This is a genomic window from Bacillus xiapuensis (assembly GCF_002797355.1).
In the GTDB taxonomy this organism is placed as follows: domain Bacteria; phylum Bacillota; class Bacilli; order Bacillales; family Domibacillaceae; genus Bacillus_CE; species Bacillus_CE xiapuensis.
Map to the genome: position 1 here is coordinate 667,878 of NZ_KZ454940.1, position 22,625 is coordinate 690,502.

Consider the following 22,625-nt stretch of genomic DNA (forward strand, 5'->3'; position numbering starts at 1 on the left):
ACCTCGTTATGTAAAGAGAAAGAGGGAAATTCCCTCTTTCTGTTATTTAATCTTTGCTAGAACTTTATCGAATTTGGCATAGTTGACTTTCACACCATCATCTAAATCAATTTCGATTTGTTCATTTGCATATACTGCTAAATGCTTATCAAATTCTTGGAGTTCTTCTATCTTCTTTTGATAAGAAATTTTAGCTTTTTCAAGGTTACGTCTATCTGTAGCAGATAGACTTGGATTTGCTAACCGTGTATCGATCATTTCAATCTCATTTTGATATTTCGCTTGAATCTCCTGCAAATGATCAAAACGAATCGTTGCCATCGTATCAGGCTGATATCGATGCATATAAATGAGCGTCCGTAATCCTTTTTGTTTACCAGAATCAACTAACCAATAAATTGGTCGTTTTTGATACGTTTTACAATGGTCTTTGAAAAATTCATCTAAGAAGTAACGCCGTAACCGTTCTTCTGGAGATTCATTCTTTTTCATCTTTAATGATTCAGCTAACCAGCGTAAATTCTCTTCTACCTTATCAGGGCTAAATGCTGCGGATAAAAATTCCCTTAGACGGACAATAATATCATTTTCAAAATAGTGGTCATCTGTTAAGAGAATAAGACTATTTGGGTTTGGCTTAAAAGTCTTATACTTCGATTCATCAAATTCTCCACCAGCATAAGCTAGGCCTTCTACGTCTAATGAATAACGACCCATTAAACAGCCAATAAAGTACGAGATAAAAGATTTTGTATCTCTTTCACGATCTCCTAAACTAACTGTAATTTCCTTATCGTTTACCTCAAAAGAAAGCTCTTTCTCTAATCCAAATAATTTAATAAAAAAGTCATTAATTAGTTCTTCATTTTTTTTCATATTGCTAAAACGCTTTTGAGTAATCATTACCCATTCATTAAAGGCATCTTCTAATAATCGAAGCTGAGGTTCTTTAATTATGAAAGGATGTTTATTAAAATTCCAAGATATTTCAAAAGAATCCCAATCTGCTTCAGAGATTTTTATGTTCTCTACTACAAAGTTGATAACCTTATTACTCTCCCAAAATTTAATCGGTAGATTGCTGATGTTACCGGGTTGAAAATTTAATGTTGGATTAATAATTTTTAACAGTTTTGAGGCTACTATTGAGTTTAAAAAACCCAGTATATAAATATTTTTTTCCTTAGTATCAGAAACTAAGAATGCATTTGCATCATCATATAAGTATCCATAGTCCACAAATCTAGCTGAAAAATCTGCTGATGTAATCTTATTCCATACAATTGCTGGTTTAAAAATATATTCTAGATTATGATTAGTGGATCCAACTTTATATCCTTCAGATTTCATATTTAATAATTCATAACCATCCTTTTCCCAGTTAACAACCGATAGTTTACTTCCACCCCATTTTCTAAATCCACCACCCTTCATATAAGGAAACCATTTAGCTTTACATTCAATAGCCTCTTTCCTGCTTTTCGACTTTGTATTAAATTTGTTAACAGAAACTTCGTACCAAAATCTAATAAATCGGTCGTTATCCGCAGTTACCATTCCTTTTCTTGTCGTCGAGTAATCTGATATTTTATTAAAATCTACAAATATGTTCCTAATCTCCTCACTTATCCAATAAGCTATAGGTGATGTTGGTATATGGCTAAAATCTTTTGAGCTAAAAGTAAATCTATAGCCGATACTTTTATTTATTACTGCTTCTCTTACTTTTTGAGACTGACTTCCGGTAAACTCAGTTAAGTTTAAATATTCTCCTTCTCTGTTGATATTCTGATATTGTATTACAAATGTACAAATAGGTACCGTTGCTTCTTTAAATGCTGAATATTCAAGCTGAACTAAACTAGATATGCTAGTATTTAATAGTATATATTTTCTTAATTTTTCATGCCGTGATATAAACATCCATGTAAAAGGCGTCATTAATCCAATATATCCATTTCTATTAACCATATCTGTTGTCCTGTAAATAAATGCTGAATATAGATCAGATTTATACTCTCTATAACTCTGGTTAATAAACTTTTTTAATAAAGGGTTAAACTTATTATGATATGGCGGATTAGTCACAACTACATCATATTTTTGATACAACAGATAAGCTTGTATCAACACAGGTAATAGTTTCTCTTTTAATTCTTTATAATAAGATTCTTCAATTAAATCGTTTAGTTTATTTTCCAATTCTTTTATCCGATTCATCCATTCTTCATAAGGAAGTTCGATAGGGTTAATTAACGAACCAAATTGTTTCCCATTTTCAAATTGACTCATTAATTCGTTAATTAGTGATTTTTCGGTTACATTCTTCACAAAATAATTAATTGCTTCTTCAGATAATGTTTTGTCCGAATCAACAATTTCGTATACATTTAGCTTTGGAGTTTCCCCTTTACGACTTAACCTAGAAATAAAACGTGGTTGTTTTTCAGCTGCCTTCATTATTAAAGCAAAATTTGCAATTTGTTGCGCACGTTTATCAATATCTAAACCATATAAGTTATTTTCTAAGATTAACTGAGGTATCTCTCTAGATGGATATCCTGCTTCTTCATACATGTCATACAACAAATCGAAAGCATAAAGCAAAATATGTCCTGAACCACAAGCAGGATCTATTATTTTCAAATCCTCAAGTGAATCAAATTCTGGATATAAATGATGGTTTTCCTCATGTTTTAAATAATACTCCCAATGCTGGGCTAGCTGATTATCTTCATACTTTTCATCGTATAGTTTTCCTAATGAATTTTGTACCATATATTGTACAATCCACTTAGGCGTGAATAATTGGGTAACGACTGGTAGATCTTCCTTTTTTACAGCAGTGTTTTTAAGTCCCCCCACTTTCTCCTTCTTCTCTGACATGTAATATTGATAAAGCCATCCTAAAACTTCCACATTATCTTTTGGAGAGCCATCTTCTTGTACTTGATAAAAGTTCTCATCAGATAATTCATTGACAATTTTACGGATGATGGATTCCTGATCCAATAAATAATCAGGAAGTAATAACTCCGTATAATCTTCAATTTTTTCAAATAGAAACGGTAGCAATTGATTTAATGCATTACATTGTGCAATAAACAATTTCCGGTAAGCTTGTTCATTATCTCCTTGATGAATTAAATCTTTTATTTGTTTTTCATCTATATCCAAATTCATCGTTTCATATTGAAGCAAGATATCCGGTTCGTTCTTACCAGAGCTACTGGATAGTACATTGACACGGTCAGGCAAGTAATTATTCACTTCCATATATCGAATCGCTATAATCCGGTTAAACCATGTATAAGCCACTTCTTCAATTAATTGTTCATAACCAACCGTATTTAAACGGTTTTGTAGTGTCCGTAAGGCGTGCTTTAGGTCTTGAGGAAATGTCTTGCCGTTGACAATTAATTGTCCATAATTCTCTTCAATTGTTAGCTCAGAATTTTCTTTCGTAATCCCATATTGTTCTGCCTTCAATGCCACTTTTTCAAGTAAGTCACGTCTCGCTTCTACAGCAAATTTTTTTAACTCTGCTTTATTCATTTATTTCACCCCTACTATGTAGAGGAGCAGATAATATACCTGCTCCTGAATTTAAGATTTTACAAAGTAATGTGTCTGCAATTCTTTTAATAATTCTCGTTTTAGCGAATCAATTGCTCGTTCCAAGTCTTCTTCCGTTTCGATCGTATCTACGTGACTGAAAAACTTATCATACAAGTCTTTACCTGTAATTGGTTTTGGATCTCTTTCTACCGTATCTGTTTCTTCTCTTATTTCTTTCAACATTTGTCGTGCTTTTGATTTTGTTAAGTCAACCAGTTCACCAAGCTGTTGTTGATTAATACGAGCGCTTGAAATACGTTCACTGTTCTTTATCTTTTCATATAGTTGAGTTGCATGGTCTATTCTCGACTGAATATAAGCTGTAATTGTTTCATATTGGGAGTATTGTTCATATAAATCTTTTAATTGTCCTATTGATTTATCAGATTGAACCAAAACAGCTTGTTTTTGTTTGTCTGTTTCTTCTTGGATGATGTTCTTTAAATCATCGGTTAGCTTTGGTAATTGACTAATATCTTTCGATGGTTCTTCTTGCAATAAAATCTGTTTCATTCGTTGAGCAATATCTTCCAGTTCTTCATTATGAATGATTTCTAAGTCCTGTTGATGATTTTTTAGAACTTGCACTGCTTCATCAAACTTTACAATTGGATTTCCTTCATAGAATCCTTGAAGCATTTCGATAATATCAAACCATTCCTCCATATCATCTTCATACTGAATGAAGGTGCGACAGAATTGTTCTGGGTCACGTATCGATAACAATTTTTGTGTATCTGTTACGACTCGTCGAATATGACTCTCGCCAGGATATGGATAGTCACTAGTAGGATCTTGTTGACGTCTTCTTTCACGAATCTTCTCAATCGGCTCAACAAACTCCTCATGTACTTTTTCACGGATGATTTCTTCATACGCATCGTACGTATCGAAAATCTGTGTTAACGAGAAGAAATCACGCACTAGTACAATAAGTTCCTGTTTAACTTGTCCATCCATCTCAACAATTGGCATTACGACAATCCGATCACGTTCAGATATCCTTTCCAATCTATCGTAGAACCTTTCTGAATTCGGATTAAATGGTTCACCTGCATAAGTAAATCGGACTTTTCCTGCATTCATCAGGCCTAACAAGATACCAATTGTGTCTTGTTCTTCCCATCCATAAGGCACTGCTTCATATTTTTGTACAATCTCTTTTAATGTTCGTTGATCATGATAACGTTCCAGTTCTTCGATGAAGACTTTTACTTCATCGACTGCATTTTTATTTACATCACTGAAAAGGTTTTGTTGTCCTAAATTTTCCGCAACCTGTTGCCATTCTTGTTTACTATTTCTAAAAGAGATTGGTTCTTCTATATAATGAAATTTTGTAAATGTATTTCGAATGAGCATATCCATTGCTTGATTCACTTTATGTTCAAAATCTCCATTAAAGTCTCGGCGCTGACTATGGATATAGAATTCCGCATTTTCACATGCTTTAGCTAACAATTCTTCTGCTTTTTGAGAATACTCATCCACTTCTGCTAGTTTTGCTTCAAAAATCCGTTTCTGTTGTTGCGTTGTAGTACTCGATTGTTTTCGACGAACATAACTGTCAACTTGCTGGATATATGCTAATGCTTTTTCTGCTTCTGCCACGTATTCTTTATCTAATAAAATAATCAGATAACCAGAATTCGCTTGCAGTGCTGCCTCCGAATCCGTCATTCCTTCTGTATACACTTGCATTGTTAATTCATGATTCATTTGACCCTTCACGTAATTATCGAAGCGTTTATTATAATCAAAGTGTTTGGTTAGTTCGTTATGTTTGTATTCGTATTTTGGATGACGATACATCACGTTGAAAAACAGATTTGCTAACCGCTCTTTAACTGCAGCTGAATTATAATCTTCCGCACGTATTTCACGATTAATTTCTTGTTCTTCATCGGATAAGAAAGAATAGGTTCCATCAGCATGTTGCTCAATGAACATCGCAGTTTGCAGACGGTTTAATGATTCTTTGATCTTATACTCTAAAGGCTGACGTTCGTCATATACCGTCTCCACCATCAAGGTAGCAATATTACTTGGAGTGGATTTGATTGCATCTATTCCTTTTATTAAATAGAGAACTTGTAATACTTGTACATCATATTCTGTTAATCCTTCGTCATTTCTGGCACGGTCTGCTGCTCTTGCAATCGTGCTTGTAATGGATGATTCTAAATAATCTCGAATTGATGGATAAAATTCAGCCATGGTGACCATATTGTCTACATTTTCACTCGCATTTAGTTGAGCTGCTTCTTGGAAAGCTTTTAGTAATGACCGTTCACCACGTGATGTATGTTGTCCTCCTTCACCCAGGTTACGAATCTTTGTGAAAATCATTTGTAATAATTCAATTTGATAAGGAACAAATGGATAAAAGGAAACAAATTCATCGATGCTACGATAACCTGAACGGAGTTGAGTGTTTTTTGGATCAAAAGCTAATCGATTTTGAATTAGTTTTCCTTCTTGGTCATGTATGGTTTTTAATGTATCTTCTCCAACTTCTGTTTTCTCTAAGAGACGCTTTTTAATCACCTCATCGGTATTCGCACTTGATAGGTTAATTTTTGTTTCAAAGCGACCTTGAATTTTCGAAAAGTCCTTTGTACTATCTAAGTCTGATACAGTTGCTTCTAGCTTTTCTTGTGATGTAACAATAACCCAAGCTTGTCCTTGACACAAATCACCCAATTTTTCTGTAATCGTTTGTAGATTTAGCATTAAGCTCGTATTATTACCGATATATTGTCCAATTTCATCCGCTAGGAACACAATGCGATAATCTGGGCCTTGTTTTTTACAATAATCGGCAACTAGTTCCGCTACACGTTGTGCATCAATCGAAAACCATTCTCTACTTACATCAAAAAAAGTTTCAGCTGTATCCCGATCGTATCCTACTGTTTCTAATGCTTGAATTACCTTCTTTTTACGTAGTAATATTTTTAATCGGAATTCTTCCCACGGTTTACCATTTTGGTCAAAAATCGCTTGTTTAAATTCCTCATACTTTCCATCTTCATCTAATTGGCGTTCCATTTCTGCAACCCAAAGTGTATCAGAATACCCTAAATGGTTATTAAACACTCGTAGAAACACCTCAATGATACGCTCTTTTTCAGCATCTTTTGACGAAGAGGTGGAACGTGAATCAATATTAAATAATAATGCATCTGTTTTTTTCTCAGATACCTTTTTCATCATGTTCAGTAATTCTTGATTATTGGTCTTGTCTTCAAAATATTCGGCAGGAGTTTTTCCGGCAATGGATTGATTATGTAATAAATAAGATAAAATCTTTAGGAAGTGAGATTTACCAGATCCAAAAAAACCTGAAATCCAAACACCTACTTTTGTTGAAGGCTGGTCATATACTGCTAAATAATTTCGATAGAATCGTTCTAAGTAGTGTTCACTTTCTTCTGTCAGTACATATTCATCTAATTCTGTTTTTACTACCTCTTCGTCCACTTGCTCTGCTTGAACAACATTGTTTATTGGACGAAAAATATCTTTTTTAAATAGTTCTTTAATTTGCATCCCTTTTACCCCCCTAGGAAATACGTGATAATTGATAGTCGTCTTCATAGTCCAAAATGCCAAATAGTTTTAGTCGCAGCCCTGTAAATTCACCAGGATAAAACAAGACAATCGGTTTTTTATAGCCTTTACTGGAAACAATTTTTAGTAATTGACTTGAGCGTAGAAACGGGTGAGCAGTACCAACACCTGTAATAAAAATTAAATCTGCTTCCTCCGTTTTTTCTTTAAACTGTTGGAACATAATATTACCCTCATTTAAAATCGGGTCGATGACATCTATTAATCCACGCATCCCTTCACTTTCTGTTAACTCATATAGTTCTTCTAGTTCATCTTCGTCAAAGAATGAAAGTAAGAATTCAAACAGATTTACTTCCTTTATCTTAAGGGGCGTGCGTTTCAACATATTTTTTACATAAACACGCACTTGCAGCTCATCTTTCGCTGGATAATCCAATACAAAATGAGGGATATCGCTCCCAATACCTTTTGGTTGGGTAAATCCGTCTTGGTTAATTCGCTTTTCCATTTGTTCTAATCGTTCATATGTAGACTTCATGACTCATTCACCTTTTCTAAAACTGAAAAAGAATACAACAATGGCATATTCTTTTCAGCATAAGTTTTTAAATCTCGGCTTATATGTATCGGGTTAATGGTGTATTTTGTCTGGTCAATTTGTTCAATCATTTTTGCCTCTTTAAAAAATAACATTAAGGTACTAATTAGTCGTTTAATCGTCTCAGGTCTCCACCCTATAACCCGTTCGCTTACTCTTGCTTTGTCTTCAAAGAAGTAATGAAAATCATTGCGATACAGTGGTTCCTGTTGTTCATACTTATAAACAATAACTTCTATATAAAATTCTAATGGTATTCGGTAAACTTGAAGAAAGGTATACAACGTTAATGCCTTTCGATCATAATCATTCGCTCGTAAAAAGTGCTGTTTCATTTCATCGTCTAAGGAAGCTGCACGATTATATACCATGTTAAATCTATTTTTTATACTCAAAGGACTTCTTAATTGAAATAAATTATTCTCCGTCACTTCTTCTAAAATCTCTTTCTTATTTTTCCCTTGCAGAATAAGATCGATTACTACCGCAATGTCATTCTCTGACCATTTTTCTTTCGTGAATCCTGCTGAATATTCCATTTATTCTATTCCTCCTCTCTATTGTGTTTTATTTATTTGGTTGATTACTTTATCAACTACTTCAAGTCTACGTTTTCCACATTGTTGACGAATTATCGTGGTATAACTCCCATTCTTCATAAGTTTATTCGTATTATTTATGTACAACTTTTGAATCAAATCCATCATTGCTACTTCATCAATTTCATCTTCCCAATATTTATCGATAACTTGGTTAATAGATGCTGCAAGATCACGTTGAGTTCGTTGAAATATTTTAATTTCCATTTAAGAGTCACCTACTCTTACTTTTTTTATACTTTATCTTTATTTTATTCTACCACGAAAGTACCATAATAGAATAATAAAATTGAGCCGCTACCAAAGGTAACGGCCCATTATTAATTGACAGACTTATTCATCTTCAAAAAATAATTTAGCAACTTTATCATTCTCTTGTTTGGATAGGGTGCTACGTACAGATTCTTCAGGCATGGGAATTGGAAAAGTCATTTTTTCCACCCGACTCTTTATACGACCGCTTGGGTATTTTCGGTCTAACTCTGTAATTGGCATATTTGAAGTTATAATGGTTGGTTTATTATCCATCATTCGTTCATCTAAAATCTGAGTTAAGATTTCTTCCACCCAATCCGTAGTTTTTTCCACACCTAAATCATCCATAACTAAGATATCTGCTTCAGTTAAAGATCGAATGATATCGTATGAATTTACCTCTTTTTGATGAAAAGTATTCTTCAATTCACTTAATATATTTACCACTGAAATATAAAGTGGATTTATTTGATATTTCATCATTAGTTCATAGATGATAATGATAGATAATAGTGTTTTTCCTGTACCTTTTGTCTTGCTATAAATGTAGAGACCCTTTCCCATATCATTCATTGTTTCAAAAGATTTGATAAATCCAGATGCTACCTTTTGCGCATATTTTGCATGCTTTATAGCATCTTTACTTTGATAATGGTTAACGTTAAAATCTTCTAAGCTCTTATGATGATATTCTTTCGGAATTCTAGCAGTTTTAATAGAATTTAGTAATTGTCTTTGCTCTCTACACTTGCAAAATGTCATCGCTTCTGTCCCATCTTCTCTGCGATAATGAATCATACCACTTCCATCACACTCATTATAAATACACTTATTTGACGGCTTAGTGATTTTCCCTGGCTTTTTCAACGACAAATCACCCATATCGTTCGAAATATTCATCTTCGACATAATCTCCTGTATTCTGTTCATTGTTAACAACCTCCTGAAAAAAATAGTTTTTATGCGCTTGATCAAAAATATAGTTTGTTACATATCGAAAAGAACGAATTTGATCGTTTTTGTGTTGTGGCTTAAACTGGCGAAAACAATCCTCAATCCATTTCAGAACTAGGTTAGTGTTCCATTGCTCTTTGACTACTTCTAAAATAGCTTTATAGTCATTAGATGATATTTTGGACTTTCCACTAAGCTTCAAATAAAGTTCACATATTTTATTAAATTGTTTAGAATCATTGGATTTCATATCATCATCAATTGACAATGAAGATGATATTTCTGATAAATTATTTGTATTAGTATCTGTAGTAATCTCTGGTATTGCAGTAATACCTGTGCGTTTCGAAAACTCATTATAATTATTCAACTGTTCAGTATTTGTTTCTCGAGCATCAAAATCTGCGCTTCCAGTTAACAAATTTTCATCTTCGAAACGGTATCCAATCTTTTTAAAATCTGATGTCACTTTTACTAGATTTACGCGATATTGAAATGTTTTATCCCATCTATAGATAGGATTGCTTCTTTTATTTAGATATCCCTTTTTTACCAGTTGATTTATGTGCTTCCGCACTGTATTTACAGATACGCTAAGCATCACTTCTTCTTTTAACTCTTCTGCCTTCTTATAAATCCATCCATATTTTAGGGAAACATCACCTTCCTTACTGCCATTTTCTAACCTTGTTTTTTCTTCTAGTAAATATTTACTTACATCCTTGGTACGTTCACTCCAGTAAATAAACTGATTTAGTATGATTGCTTCTTCTGTGCTGCCTGTTAATTTGACGTACTCCTCTTTAATTACAGCTCTTTTTAGTTTCTTTTTAATTTCTATCACCTTCCTCTCCGTTTTAATTGAATAATTTTTAGTCCTGTTGCTTTATCAACGATAAAGCCTAAATATTATAAAGTGGTGTTTTTCATATTTTAATAGGTTAGATAAAATTTTTTTATAAATTTAAAAAGATCACTACTGAAGCCCAGTAATGACCTTTTAAATGAACGTTATTTAAGTTTGTCAAAAAGATAATAGTCTCTTTTTTCATTTGATCTGTGATTTGATTAGATTGATATATAACTTTAAAAATCCTAAATATAAACATGACTCTAAATTGACCGTTTATGATTATTATCTACCCGGTTATAGACAAAGTGTATATTTCTTACATGAGTATCGCTATAATAGTTTCATTAGATTAAAGGGAGGTCCGTAATCGTATATTTAAAATCTAAATCAACTGAAACATCACATCAGACAATGATTAAATACAACTTCGTATTTCATGAGTTATGGGACAAATGGTATAGAAATGGAAATAACAAAAATTTTTCTTTACATAATACTGCAGAAATGCCCAAAATATAGAAGTATATATGAAAAGAATATAAAAGGAGATTTTATTAGTGAGAGCATTTGATAGAACGGGCTTTTTTATCCACCAGACAACAAAGGTAAGAATACGTAAGTTCTTAGACAAAGGAATAGAGGTATATACCTATTCGAAAGATGGTAAATTAGGTTTCATACCATATTGTAACTTAGTAACCAATATAGATAATCTTTATGAAGGAAAATCACTTTATGTCCACTTTCTTGGATATAAAAAACCCCATCTCTTTTTTACCGAAGAGGGAACAGTATTATTTCCTGATCTTCCGTAACAGGAATATTAATTAAAGACCAAAATACTACAATTATTCAAAGCTTGAGGAGTTTGAACATACCTCAAGCTTTTTTGTGTAATTAAAAACTGTAAATGATATAGCTACTCTAAATGATCGATATAAAATTTCAAGTTGCAAAAAAAAAAGTTTTTATTTCCTCTTAAAATATCATTTTTTCGCGGTTATCATATTTCAGCAAATGACTAGCCGGCTGTTATTTGTGTGTTTAATCCACAAATAGATAAGGGGAGAGTTCATTCATTATGATAAAAAACGAAATTTTAGATTTTGATAAGCATTACAAACTTAAACTCGCAACAAATAAAGAGTTAACAAAAATAAAAGGCTATGACTTTCTAAACTTCCTAACAGACTTAATGATTAAATACTCGGATACTTTTATTACTGAATTGGAGGATGAAAGATGATAACTAAATATACAAGAGCATACGCCTATGTTCGTATTAGCACAAATAAACAACTAGATAACACATCTATTGAACAACAAATTGAAGCAATAGAAAAGTATTGTAAGGAAAATAATATTATTCTTGTAAAAACATATGTAGAGGAACCAGCATCCGGGGAGAGTTTTTCAAATAGACCTGAGTTTAAAGAGATGTTTTATAATGTTTTCCAAGAGGAGAATAATATTGATTCCGTCATCGTATTTAAACAAGACCGCATATCACGCAATTCTTTAGATTCTCAATATATCTTTAACCGTTTAAAAAAGGCTAACAAGAACCTAATTTCAATAGCTGATAATATCGACACAAACGATCCTAACTCAAAGCTTATTTATCAGATATTAGGTATTATTGCAGAAGTCGAAAAAGATCTAATCGCTTTTCGTACATCACTAGGTATGGAAAAAACCTTTGAAAATGGAGACTTCAACGGTGGAAGGGTATTTGGATATAATTTAGTAAATAAGAAATTAGTTATTAACGAAGATGAAGCAAGAGTAGTGAAATACATTTTTGATTGTTACTCTAACAAAATGTGGGGTTATCGAAAAATAGCTAGTAGTTTAAATATGCAAGGTATCAAAACCAAAAAGGATAATTATTGGTCTATTACTGCTGTTAGAACTATTCTCAATAATAAAATCTACAATGGTTATGTTAAATGGAAAGGTAAATATAAAAAAGGGAATCATTATCCTATTATTAGTGAAGAGCTTTGGGAAAAAACCCAAAAGCTTTTATCACTACGTAGTTATACCCAAGAAAAAAAACACAACGGCTCTTTTCCGTTATCAGGTCTATTAAAATGTCCTACTTGCGGAGGAGCGATGGTACAAGGAAATGCAAACAAAAAATACAAATATTACGTGTGTAGCCGTTTTAAAAACAGTGGCTCTAAAGCATGTAAGTCGAATCTTGTAAAAAAGGAGTATGCAGAGCAAGAGGTTTTATCACAGGTTATGAATTACCTTAACGATTTAAACCTCTCTGTACCATTACAAACAGTTGTTATGGATAACCTAAAAAGTGAACTTGAACCAATTGAAGAGGAACTTAAATTACTAGAAAAAAATTTAAGAGAACTAAAAAGAGAGAAGCAGGATCTCATACAACTTTATACGAAGAAAATAATCGACATTGATACACTTAGTGATGAAATGAAAAGAGTTCAGAATCAAGAAAGTGAACATAAGGAATTTAAAATACTACTAACAAATCAGATAGAATTAAAGAATAACAATGACTTATTACCAGTAATTAACCGCATTGCTAATGATTTTAATTCATTTTTTAACTTATTAGACGACTTTGATAAGAAAGAATTACTTCGGTTGCTTATCAAAGAAATTCAAGTAAATACTGGAGAAAAGCCTAAAGATCGAACCATCAAAAAAATAGTCTACGAGTTTGATCAGAAGTTATTTAAAGAGATAAATAATGAACTTGTTTGACAACTTGCTGGCATTTTACTGTAGATTTGAACAATTTTTAGTAGGAAGCTCAATTAGCAGTCTATTTTCTAGCAAATAGACTGCTAAAATTATAATCTTATTATTTTCCCTCTTCTACAAATGTAGTAGTCAATAGAAACTCTGACTTTAAAGCAGGTTTAATATCATTTAATATGACTAAATCTATCGGCTTCTGAAAGTGATCTTCTAGGCTTATTTTTAAGTCCATGTAATTATCAAAAGATAAATCCGAGTCGTTAAATTCTACTATTACATCAATATCACTGGATTCTTTTTGTTCATCGCGGCTGTAAGAACCAAACAAACCAACTCGCTTAACACCGTGTTTATCTCTCCAAGTATTTAGGTTTTTTGATAATTCATCAAGGATTGCTTGTTTCGATAACATATTATCATCACCATTTTCCGACATTGGTTTTTTATTTTCGTTATAATTCCGAACCCATTAACAAATGATATAAGTCCTAATAATACTCTACCATTAATTACACATTCTACTGAACCGCAACCAGCCAAATTACTATTAAATTGCTGTTATTCCTGTAAAGGGTGAGATAGTTTAAGTGTATTAATTAAAGCTCCTATAAATAAGGAGCTTTATCCTGCACAACAAGATAATTTTGATACATCCTTATCAAATGTAAGGGCAGCTAATTTTATTCCCTCTGCCGATGTTAAATATGGAGCAAAGCTTTCTTTTAAATCCTCTACGGTTAAGCCAAATTTAACGGCTAATGTCGCTGCATAAATCACATCTCCTGCATTTTCAGCTACGATATGAACCCCTAATACTTTTAACGTTTTTGCATCAGCTACAAGTTTAAATACACCTGTTGTTTCCCTATTTACTATCGCTCTTGGGACTGCATCTAACGGTAATACTGATGTTTTTACTTCATAGCCTTTTTCTTTTGCTTGTTCTTCCGTTAAACCAACTGTTGCAATCGATGGATTTGTAAATATAACGCTTGGAACAACGGATAAATCTATTTTTTTATTTAATCCACCATCTGCATTATCTGCAACAACTCCACCTTCATAGGCTGCTACATACACAAATTGCGGTCCTAATGTCACATCTCCTGCTGCATAAATCTTTTCATTACTTGTTTGAGCAAATTCATTTATCAGTATTTCCTTTTGTTTTCCAACATCAACACCTGCAGCACGTAAATTTAAAGAATCCGTATTTGGTTTTCTTCCTGTTGCAATAAGTAACTGCTCTGATTCAACGACTTTTTTCTTACTGTTTACAGTTAGATAAACCTTTTTTATCTCCCCATCTTGTTCGACACACTCATATGTTGCTCCTTTGATAAGGTGTATACCCTGTTCGATTAACATTTTTTCTACTGTTTCAGAAATTTCCGGGTCATACTCTTTTAATAATCGCTCACTTCTTTGTATAAGTGTTACTTCTGAACCTAAATGATGGAAGAGTTGCCCAAGCTCAATCCCAATATATCCTGAACCTATCACCGTTAAACGTTTTGGAACTTTCTTTAATTCAAATAGCGTTGTACTTGTTAAATAATCAACTTTATTAAGTCCAGAAATCGATGGGATAGAAGGAGAGGCCCCTGTTGCAATTAAAAAGCGTTTTGCAGAAAGTTTTGTTCCATTTACCTCAATTGTATTTTCATCAACAAAGCTTGCTTCTCCCTCAATTAAATCAAATCCATATTCGTCTATTAAATCGACATATTTTTGATTCCGAAGTTCACTCACTAATTCGTTCTTTTGCTTGATTAAAGGAGCCAATTCCACTTCTCCAGCAGATGTTTGTAAACCTATAAACGGATTTATCTTAGCTAAATGATTGATTTCCCCTGCTCTAAGAAGGGTCTTGGATGGAACACAGCCAATATTCACACAGGTCCCTCCAATCGTTCCACGCTCAATCATTCCAACTTTTGCACCGTATTCAATAGCTTTAATTGCAGCAGAAAAAGCTGCACCACCAGAACCAATAATAAGAAGATCATAATTACCTTTAGTACCTAACACCACATTTTCTTGTTGTAGTAACTCTTCAATTTCTCCAGTTTGATAATTTGCTTCGTTAATTGCCCTTTTTGCACTTTCAACCTCTATACCATTAGGCAATTCAAATACTACTTCACCGCGACGGAAATTTGCTTCAGTATTTTTAGCACCTATACTTTCAAGTGCTGACTCTACGTGTTTTTCACAGCCTGTACAAGTCATTCCTTCAATATTTACCTTATATTTATTCATAATAAAGCTCCTTTCATTAATCTCTCATGTTAAAGTTTCTATTATTGGACACGCATGTAATTGCTTTTCATCAGGACATCGTTGTTTCAAGTCACCTAACATAGTTTCAATTCGTTTTAAATCCTCTATTTGCTTTTGAACTTCCTCTTGTTTTCTAGAAACAAATTCAAACATATCTTGGCAACGGACTTCATCTTTATCTACAACTCCAAGTAACTTGTAGATTTCACCTAAAGAAAAACCAAGCTCTTGTATTCGCTTGATGAATCCTACACGCTTAACGTCATAATCTGAATATAAACGATAACCAGTTTTTGTTCGGGAAGGTTCCTTTAGTAAATTTTTTCGTTCGTAATATCTAATCGTCTCTTTGTTAACTCCACATTTATCTGCAAACTCACCAATGCGATAAATCACTATTTTCACCTCAATAAAATTATAAACCATGTACTACAGTACATGGTCAAGTAGATATATATTATTAAAATTTCCCTACTAAAGTATTCTCCTTCAATGAAAAGTGGTTATTTATTATAAAATTGCCCCCACTAGTAAATGGTTAAGATAAATTTAAAAAGGTTGGAAGTTCTCCCTACCTTTTATTTCACTTATCAGTCGTTTTATGATTATTGTTTTCCCTTTTTAAAACTCTGATAATTCTTATTCCCACCAGACAGGTTAAATACCTCTTTAAAACTCATATTAATTAATACATTCTGAGCCGCATTACCAGTAACACCCTTTTGTTCAAGGGAATAAACAGCTGATGCAACTCTAGTTAAATCTGGATCGACACTCGGTCCACAAACACCTGTAGAACAACATTTTGCTGGGTCAAACATTTCTACCTTTTTCATCATGAACAACTTCTTTATTGATGTATAGTTATATACTTATATAGAAACCGAAAAGATAAGGCTTGCGTATCAACATGCCTCATCATTCCCTATTATTCACCTGTTTCAGCAAATCGCTTAATCCGTTCACCTATTTCATCACGAACGCGCTGAAACACTTTCCAAATTTCTTCTTCCGTACCTTCAGCCTTGGCTGGATCGTCAAAGCCCCAATGTTCACGTTTTACATGAGGTGGTGTCACTGGACAGCGGTCTTTGGCATCTCCACATAATGTTACCGCCAATGTTGCGTTATTTAAAAATTCTTGATCAATGGTTTCCGATTTTTGAACAGAAATATCAATTCCAGCTTCCTTCATTGCTTTTACCGCATTTGGGTTTAGTCCATGTGCCTCAATCCCTGCACTTCTAACTTCCCATTCATCTCCGAGATATTTTTTCGCCCATCCCTCTGCCATTTGACTACGGCATGAGTTCCCTGTACATAAGAAATAAATTGTTTTTTTAGCCATAATTCATTCTCCTTTTTAAAATAGTAGAAGTGTTAGATAAAGACCTACTAAAGTAATAAAAAGTATTGGGATAGTTAAAACAATCCCGGTTTTAAAATAGGTTCCCCATGAAATTTTAATTCCTTTTTGGGAAAGTACATGGAGCCACACTAAGGTTGCTAGTGAACCAATTGGCGTAATTTTTGGTCCTAAATCCGAACCAACTACGTTAGCATAAACAAGCGCTTCTCTTAATACACCAGAAGTATTCGTTTCAGCAATGGCTAATGCATCAATCATTACGGTTGGCATATTATTCATAATCGATGACAGGAAAGCAGCTATAAAACCCATTCCAACTGTAGCAACGAATAATCCTTGTTCAGCCACAGTTTGAAGAACACTTGCGAGCGCAGAGGTCAGCCCGGCATTTCCCAATCCATATACGACGACATACATTCCAATTGAAAAAATAACGATATTCCACGGAGCGCCTTTAATAACTTTTTTCGTATTAACAGCGGCACTACGTCTGGCCATTATGATAAAGAATATAGCTATGGCCCCAGCAATAATAGATACTGGTAAATTTATGAATTCGCTACTAAAATAGCCAATTACTAATAATCCGAGAACATACCAAGAAAGGCGAAACATCTTTATATCGTTTATTGCTTCTTTCGGTTCCCTAAGTTTCGATAAATCATAATTCTTAGGGATACTTTTTCTAAAGTAGATTAGTAATACCGAAATGGTTGCAATTAGTGAAAATAAGTTCGGAATAATCATCCGCGAAGCATATTCAACAAATCCAATGCCAAAGAAGTCTGCAGAAACGATATTTACTAAGTTACTTACAATAAATGGTAATGAAGTTGTATCCGCAATAAATCCACTTGCCATAATAAAAGGGAATATCATTTTTTCTTTAAAATTCAAATTTCGCACCATTGCAAGAACAATCGGTGTTAGGATAAGTGCCGCTCCGTCATTCGCAAATAATGCTGCAACAACTGCACCTAAAATACTAATGTAAACAAACATTTTTATTCCATGACCTTTTGCTACCCGTGCCATGTGCAGTGCTGCCCATTCGAATAATCCAATCTCATCTAGTATTAAAGAAATAAGGATAATTGCGACAAAGGATAGCGTTGCATTCCATGTGATGTCAATTACTTCAAGAACATCACTGAATCCTACTACCCCTACTAATAAGGCAATTACAGCTCCACCCATTGCGGACCAGCCAATGTTTAAGCCCTTTGGCTGCCATATTACTAGTACTAGGGTTGCAATAAAAATTAATATTGCGAGTATAAGCGTTGTAGACAAAATAATACCTCCAATTTAACAACAAGAAATTCGTGTACCATTTTCTTCAAGTTCTTTTAATTTGTAATCTTGATTAGGTAATTGATCAAGAATAGGTTTAATAAATGAATAATATTCATTTTCCTTATCTACGGAGTAAAATATCCATTGCCCTTTTCTTTCTTCCTTAACCAATCCTAAGTCTTTCAACTTACGTAAATGCTGACTAATCGATGGCTGACTGACTTGAAATATTTCAACAAATTCACAGACACAACAAGCTTGATTATCAATTAATTTCATAATCGTTAATCTTGTTTTATCACCCAATAATTTTAAAATAACTGCAGCCTTTTCCATTTCAATGGTTGTTTGCAGCACATCATCTCCTCCTTATAATTTCATTACAACATTAGTATATAACTATTTGCTTATATATACAATAAAATATTTCATTAAAATGTGACATTTAAATAAATGTTTAATTAAACAAACCTGTATATACTTTGTAATAAATTTTATCGCTGGTCGAAAAGTTGGGCAGCTTCTGAAATTCTCGCAATCTGATAAAGTCAGTTTGAATATGACCACTTTAGCTAGAAATTCACCTATAGCTTTAGCAATTGCTATGACAGCATTTCAGGATCAACCTTTAATTGCTTTAACATTAGTATAGGCCCATTATTGGAATTACCTATACTAGCTATTATCACTCAGATTTTATTGTTTATCTCTATAGGTAAGACCGCATAAAAGAAAAAGAACACATCAGATTTTAGTTTATGATGTGTTCTTTCTTATTCTATCTTGTGTCTACATATTAGATAAATTGTTTTACATCTTCTTTAAAGATTCTCCTTTTAATTATCGGATATATTTTAAAGTAGTGAAAATAAAGCGTTGAATGTACCATTCTCAAACATGATATAAATCCCTAGCCCTATAAATACAATAGGGACAATCCAACGTTCATATTTCTCAATTTTTTCTGATACAAAATCCAAAGAAGCTAAGCGATAGCTGACATAACATAGAACCCCAACCATAATGAAAAAGACAATACTAGCAATAAGGATTTCAACCGCATTTAATGCTGTGAAATATGGTATATAAATAGAGAAGTCATCTGCACTGGAGGACAGCACAATAAATATAACCGTTAAATATAATTGATTAAAACGATTAGATGAAAATAAAGTTAAAATATTGCCTCCATCTTCATCCTCCTCACCCTTAATCCAAATCTTAATCCCCAGATAAAGCGGTATAAGCCCAAGAAGACCTAAAACCCATTGCTGAGGAATTAACCATGTAATACCTAGAGCGACTAAAAGACTTGCTGCTATAATAATTGCTGTACCTATGTATTGTCCTATCCATATATGTTTTGCTTGACCTTTTTTTATTTGCGAAAACAAGAGGGTCAATATAATAAGATAATCAATTCCTGTTGCTACATAAACTGCAGCTGATGTAAGTGCCGTTGTAATCATTTTTTCATCTCCAAGTTTTGGGGTAGGGCTTTTCAATGAGAAGAAAAGCCCTTAGATTATATGTTAATATTTATTTCTCTTTTACTCGCATAAGTCGTAAACCATTTAACGCAACTAAAAGAGTTGCTCCCATATCAGAAAGGATGGCAATCCAAAGTGTTAACCAACCGGGGATAACCAATAACAAAGCAATGAATTTGATAGCGAGTGCAAAGGTAATGTTTTGCTTAATTATGGTAAGAGCTTTTCGACTTAATTTAATGGAGAATGGAAGTTTTCTTAAATCGTCTCCCATTAAAGCAACGTCTGCCGTTTCTAGTGCTGTGTCTGTACCAGCCCCACCCATCGCAATTCCAACGGTAGAAGCAGCTAATGCAGGAGCATCATTGACACCATCTCCAACCATTGCTACGTTTCCGTATTTAGATCTCAATTTTTTGATAAATTCTAATTTGTCTTGTGGCAATAGTTCTGCCTGAATATCCGTTACCCCAACATGACCTCCAATAGCATCTGCCGTTCCTTTGTTGTCTCCCGTAAGCATAATGGTTTTTTTAATTCCAAGTTGATGTAACTTTTGAATAACTTCTTTACTTGATTCACGTACTTCATCAGCTACTGCAATGACAGCAAGTATTTCTTTTTCAGTTCCAACCACCATTGCAGTTTTACCTTGATTTTGAAGGGCTGTAACTAGTTGATCTTGTTCGTTATTAAAATCAACTGATAGATTCTCAAATAATTTTGGATTTCCAATGTAGTAAGTCGTACCGTTGATAGTCCCCTTAATTCCTTTTCCTGTGATAGAAGAGAAATCATCCACGATTACATGAGTGTAGGAAATGTTCTCCTCATCTGCTTTTTTCATAATAGCTGAAGCTAGAGGATGCCCGGAACGATATTCTAATGCAGTAATGATAGACAACATATCTTCTGCATTTACCTGATTGTTCAACATTTTAAAATCTGTTACAACTGGAACTCCTTTTGTAAGTGTACCCGTTTTATCAAAAGCTATTGCTTTTAAAGCACCCATTTCTTCTAGATAAATTCCGCCTTTGATAAGCACACCTTTTTTAGCTGCATTTCCAATTGCTGAAACAATAGAAATAGGAGTTGAAATAACTAATGCACAGGGACAACCAACGACCAATACTGCTAGCCCTTGATAAACCCAAGTTCCCCAGCTGCCACCAAATAATAATGGTGGTACTACAGCTACCAGCCCTGCGATAATCATAATAATAGGCGTATAATATTTTGCAAATTTATCTACAAACGCTTGAGAAGGCGCGCGTTCCCCTTGAGCTTCTTCAACAAGGTGAATGATTTTGGAAATTGTTGTATCTTCAACAAGCTTTGTTACTTTAACCTCAAGTATTCCCTCTTCGTTTAATGTACCTGCAAAAACTTCATCATCCACTGTTTTCTCAACTGGGACTGACTCGCCTGTAATAGTTGCTTGATTAACAGCCGAGTAGCCATTTACTACTACACCATCCATAGCAAGCTTTTGACCGGGTTTCACAATCATAATATCGCCAACAGCAATATCATCAACATGAATCATCATTTCTTGCCCATTTCTTCTAACAAGCGCCTCTTTCGGAGCAATATCCATTAAAGATCGAATTGATTGTCTTGCTCGGTCCATAGAGAAACGTTCTAAAGCTTCACTAATTGCAAAGAGAATAACAACAATTGCACCTTCTGCCCATTCTCCAATAATAGCTGCTCCAATAATAGCCACTGTCATAAGAGTTTTCATGTCAAATTCAAAATGTAGTAAGTTTTGAAACCCGACTTTAAAGAGTGAATATCCCCCAATAACGATGGCTGCTGCAAACAATAGGGAGGTAATAATATTTTCTTCCCCATTAACAAACTGAGAGATATAACCAAAAACGATTAATAAAGAAGCGTATAGTAATGTGCTGTGTTTTTTATAAAATGGCTCTTTCCCTTCTTTAACCTCTTGTTTCTCTTCCCTTAATGGTTTATCTGGAGCGACTTTAAGGTTTTCAAAAGCACCAGCTTTTTCTAATTCCTCGATAGTTGTATTCCCATATACCTCAATTTTAGATGCACCAAAATTTACTTTTGCATCATGAACCCCTGATAATTTTTTTACATTCTTTTCGAATTTACCCGCACAATTGGCACACGAAAAGCCTTCAACCCGATACACATTTTTATCCTGATGAACAACAATTGGTGTTTGCCGTTTTGGTTTTTCAGGCATTACTTTAAGATTTTCAAAAGCGCCAGCCCTTTCTAATTCTTCAACCGTTGCATCACCATATACGGATATTTTAGATGCACCGAAATTTACTTTTGCATCTTGCACATTGGGCAGTTTCTTAACATTTCTTTCAAATTTCCCTGCACAATTAGCACATGAAAAGCCTTGTACTCGGTAGGAAGTCATTTCCACTTCAGACCGTTCAGCTTGTTCAGACATTTACCTCCACCTCTTTCTTATGTGTTAATGCAATCATCATAATTTGTTTGATATGTTCGTCGTTTAATGAATAAAAGGAAAGCTTTCCTTCTTTTCTATAGTTGACAATCCTTTGCTTATAAAGTGTTCGTAAATGATGAGAAGCATTAGCAACTGTAACACCTAAGATATTAGCTATATCACAAACACATAGTTCATCTTCCCGACACAAAGCATAGGTGATTTTTGCTCTATTTTCGTCGGCAATTGCTTTTAACATCTGAGAAACACCTGAAATATCTGCTGTTTGTAGATCACCCTGTATTCGATTAACCTTTTCCTCGTCATAACAAAAAATTTCACAAGTATCTTTCTTATTCAAATCATCACCTCATTCAAGTATTTGCTTGATTATATAGTAACTTTTTTCAGTAAAACATTCAAGCATATACTTGAATGAAATAAAAAAGAAATGGGTTTTTTCCAAATCTAAAAAGTACTTCTTCAATTTCCCATTTAAGTCAAACAATCACATAAGGTCCCATTTCTCTTATCTAGTATTTCATTGTAATATCAGTA

20 protein-coding genes are annotated in these 22,625 nt (G+C 33.5%); 3 read left to right on the forward strand and 17 right to left on the reverse strand.

Features of this window, described 5'->3' with window-relative positions; all coding sequences use genetic code 11:
- Nucleotides 1-42: 42 nt before the first annotated feature.
- The 7 genes from pglX to CEF20_RS14940 form a co-directional block, all read right to left on the reverse strand.
- Nucleotides 43-3,555: a BREX-1 system adenine-specific DNA-methyltransferase PglX gene (gene pglX / locus CEF20_RS14910; protein WP_100332650.1), complete on the reverse strand. Its 3,513-nt coding sequence runs from the start codon at nucleotides 3,553-3,555 to the stop codon at nucleotides 43-45.
- Nucleotides 3,556-3,606: 51 nt separating this feature from the next.
- Nucleotides 3,607-7,170 carry a BREX system P-loop protein BrxC gene (gene brxC, locus CEF20_RS14915; protein ID WP_100332651.1) on the reverse strand — a complete coding sequence of 1,188 codons (3,564 nt, stop codon included), beginning with the start codon at nucleotides 7,168-7,170 and terminating at the stop codon, nucleotides 3,607-3,609.
- Between the two features lie 13 nt (nucleotides 7,171-7,183).
- Entirely contained in the window at nucleotides 7,184-7,732 is a 549-nt protein-coding gene (locus CEF20_RS14920) for a BREX protein BrxB domain-containing protein (protein ID WP_019720352.1), read from the reverse strand.
- A complete protein-coding gene (locus CEF20_RS14925) occupies nucleotides 7,729-8,331 on the reverse strand; it encodes a DUF1819 family protein (protein WP_100332652.1) in 603 nt (200 codons plus the stop codon). Before CEF20_RS14925 ends, CEF20_RS14920 begins: the two co-directional genes overlap by 4 nt.
- Before the next feature lie 18 nt (nucleotides 8,332-8,349).
- Nucleotides 8,350-8,598, reverse strand: coding sequence for a TIGR04540 family protein (locus CEF20_RS14930; RefSeq protein ID WP_047184324.1), 249 nt, complete (start codon nucleotides 8,596-8,598; stop codon nucleotides 8,350-8,352).
- A 126-nt stretch (nucleotides 8,599-8,724) separates the two neighbouring features.
- Entirely contained in the window at nucleotides 8,725-9,576 is an 852-nt protein-coding gene (locus CEF20_RS14935; protein ID WP_100332653.1) for an ATP-binding protein, read from the reverse strand.
- Nucleotides 9,521-10,444 carry a hypothetical protein gene (locus CEF20_RS14940; RefSeq protein ID WP_100332654.1) on the reverse strand — a complete coding sequence of 308 codons (924 nt, stop codon included), beginning with the start codon at nucleotides 10,442-10,444 and terminating at the stop codon, nucleotides 9,521-9,523. Before CEF20_RS14940 ends, CEF20_RS14935 begins: the two co-directional genes overlap by 56 nt.
- 566 nt (nucleotides 10,445-11,010) lie before the next feature.
- Between CEF20_RS14940 and CEF20_RS14945 the strand changes: the two genes are divergently transcribed.
- The 3 genes from CEF20_RS14945 to CEF20_RS14950 all read left to right on the forward strand — a co-directional run bounded on the left by CEF20_RS14945 (nucleotide 11,011) and on the right by CEF20_RS14950 (nucleotide 13,192).
- Nucleotides 11,011-11,268, forward strand: coding sequence for a hypothetical protein (locus CEF20_RS14945; RefSeq protein ID WP_100332655.1), 258 nt, complete (start codon nucleotides 11,011-11,013; stop codon nucleotides 11,266-11,268).
- Nucleotides 11,269-11,534: 266 nt separating this feature from the next.
- Nucleotides 11,535-11,699 carry a hypothetical protein gene (locus CEF20_RS16750; protein ID WP_157796311.1) on the forward strand — a complete coding sequence of 55 codons (165 nt, stop codon included), beginning with the start codon at nucleotides 11,535-11,537 and terminating at the stop codon, nucleotides 11,697-11,699.
- A complete protein-coding gene (locus CEF20_RS14950) occupies nucleotides 11,696-13,192 on the forward strand; it encodes a recombinase family protein (RefSeq protein WP_100332656.1) in 1,497 nt (498 codons plus the stop codon). Before CEF20_RS16750 ends, CEF20_RS14950 begins: the two co-directional genes overlap by 4 nt.
- A gap of 100 nt (nucleotides 13,193-13,292) precedes the next feature.
- Here the strand turns inward: CEF20_RS14950 and CEF20_RS14955 are convergent, their stop codons facing one another.
- From CEF20_RS14955 to CEF20_RS15005, 10 genes are all read right to left on the reverse strand, one after another.
- Nucleotides 13,293-13,625 (reverse strand): nucleotidyltransferase family protein, encoded by a 333-nt coding sequence (locus tag CEF20_RS14955; protein ID WP_229740664.1) that lies wholly within the window; start codon nucleotides 13,623-13,625, stop codon nucleotides 13,293-13,295.
- 185 nt (nucleotides 13,626-13,810) lie between these two features.
- Nucleotides 13,811-15,451: a mercury(II) reductase gene (gene merA / locus CEF20_RS14960; protein ID WP_040037805.1), complete on the reverse strand. Its 1,641-nt coding sequence runs from the start codon at nucleotides 15,449-15,451 to the stop codon at nucleotides 13,811-13,813.
- A 24-nt stretch (nucleotides 15,452-15,475) separates the two neighbouring features.
- Nucleotides 15,476-15,868 (reverse strand): Hg(II)-responsive transcriptional regulator, encoded by a 393-nt coding sequence (gene merR, locus CEF20_RS14965; RefSeq protein ID WP_040037804.1) that lies wholly within the window; start codon nucleotides 15,866-15,868, stop codon nucleotides 15,476-15,478.
- 209 nt (nucleotides 15,869-16,077) lie between these two features.
- Nucleotides 16,078-16,311: an arsenic metallochaperone ArsD family protein gene (locus CEF20_RS17645; RefSeq protein WP_438819050.1), complete on the reverse strand. Its 234-nt coding sequence runs from the start codon at nucleotides 16,309-16,311 to the stop codon at nucleotides 16,078-16,080.
- A gap of 89 nt (nucleotides 16,312-16,400) precedes the next feature.
- Nucleotides 16,401-16,820, reverse strand: coding sequence for an arsenate reductase (thioredoxin) (gene arsC / locus CEF20_RS14975; RefSeq protein WP_100332657.1), 420 nt, complete (start codon nucleotides 16,818-16,820; stop codon nucleotides 16,401-16,403).
- Between the two features lie 15 nt (nucleotides 16,821-16,835).
- A complete protein-coding gene (locus CEF20_RS14980) occupies nucleotides 16,836-18,134 on the reverse strand; it encodes an arsenic transporter (protein ID WP_040037802.1) in 1,299 nt (432 codons plus the stop codon).
- Between the two features lie 15 nt (nucleotides 18,135-18,149).
- Entirely contained in the window at nucleotides 18,150-18,494 is a 345-nt protein-coding gene (locus CEF20_RS14985) for an ArsR/SmtB family transcription factor (RefSeq protein WP_087941717.1), read from the reverse strand.
- A 497-nt stretch (nucleotides 18,495-18,991) separates the two neighbouring features.
- Nucleotides 18,992-19,606, reverse strand: a complete 615-nt coding sequence (locus tag CEF20_RS14995; protein ID WP_100332658.1) for a CadD family cadmium resistance transporter — start codon at nucleotides 19,604-19,606, stop codon at nucleotides 18,992-18,994.
- A 70-nt stretch (nucleotides 19,607-19,676) separates the two neighbouring features.
- Nucleotides 19,677-22,067 carry a heavy metal translocating P-type ATPase gene (locus CEF20_RS15000; protein ID WP_198508543.1) on the reverse strand — a complete coding sequence of 797 codons (2,391 nt, stop codon included), beginning with the start codon at nucleotides 22,065-22,067 and terminating at the stop codon, nucleotides 19,677-19,679.
- Complete coding sequence (locus tag CEF20_RS15005) at nucleotides 22,060-22,428, reverse strand: ArsR/SmtB family transcription factor (protein WP_100332659.1); 369 nt, start codon at nucleotides 22,426-22,428, stop codon at nucleotides 22,060-22,062. Before CEF20_RS15005 ends, CEF20_RS15000 begins: the two co-directional genes overlap by 8 nt.
- Nucleotides 22,429-22,625: the final 197 nt, after the last annotated feature.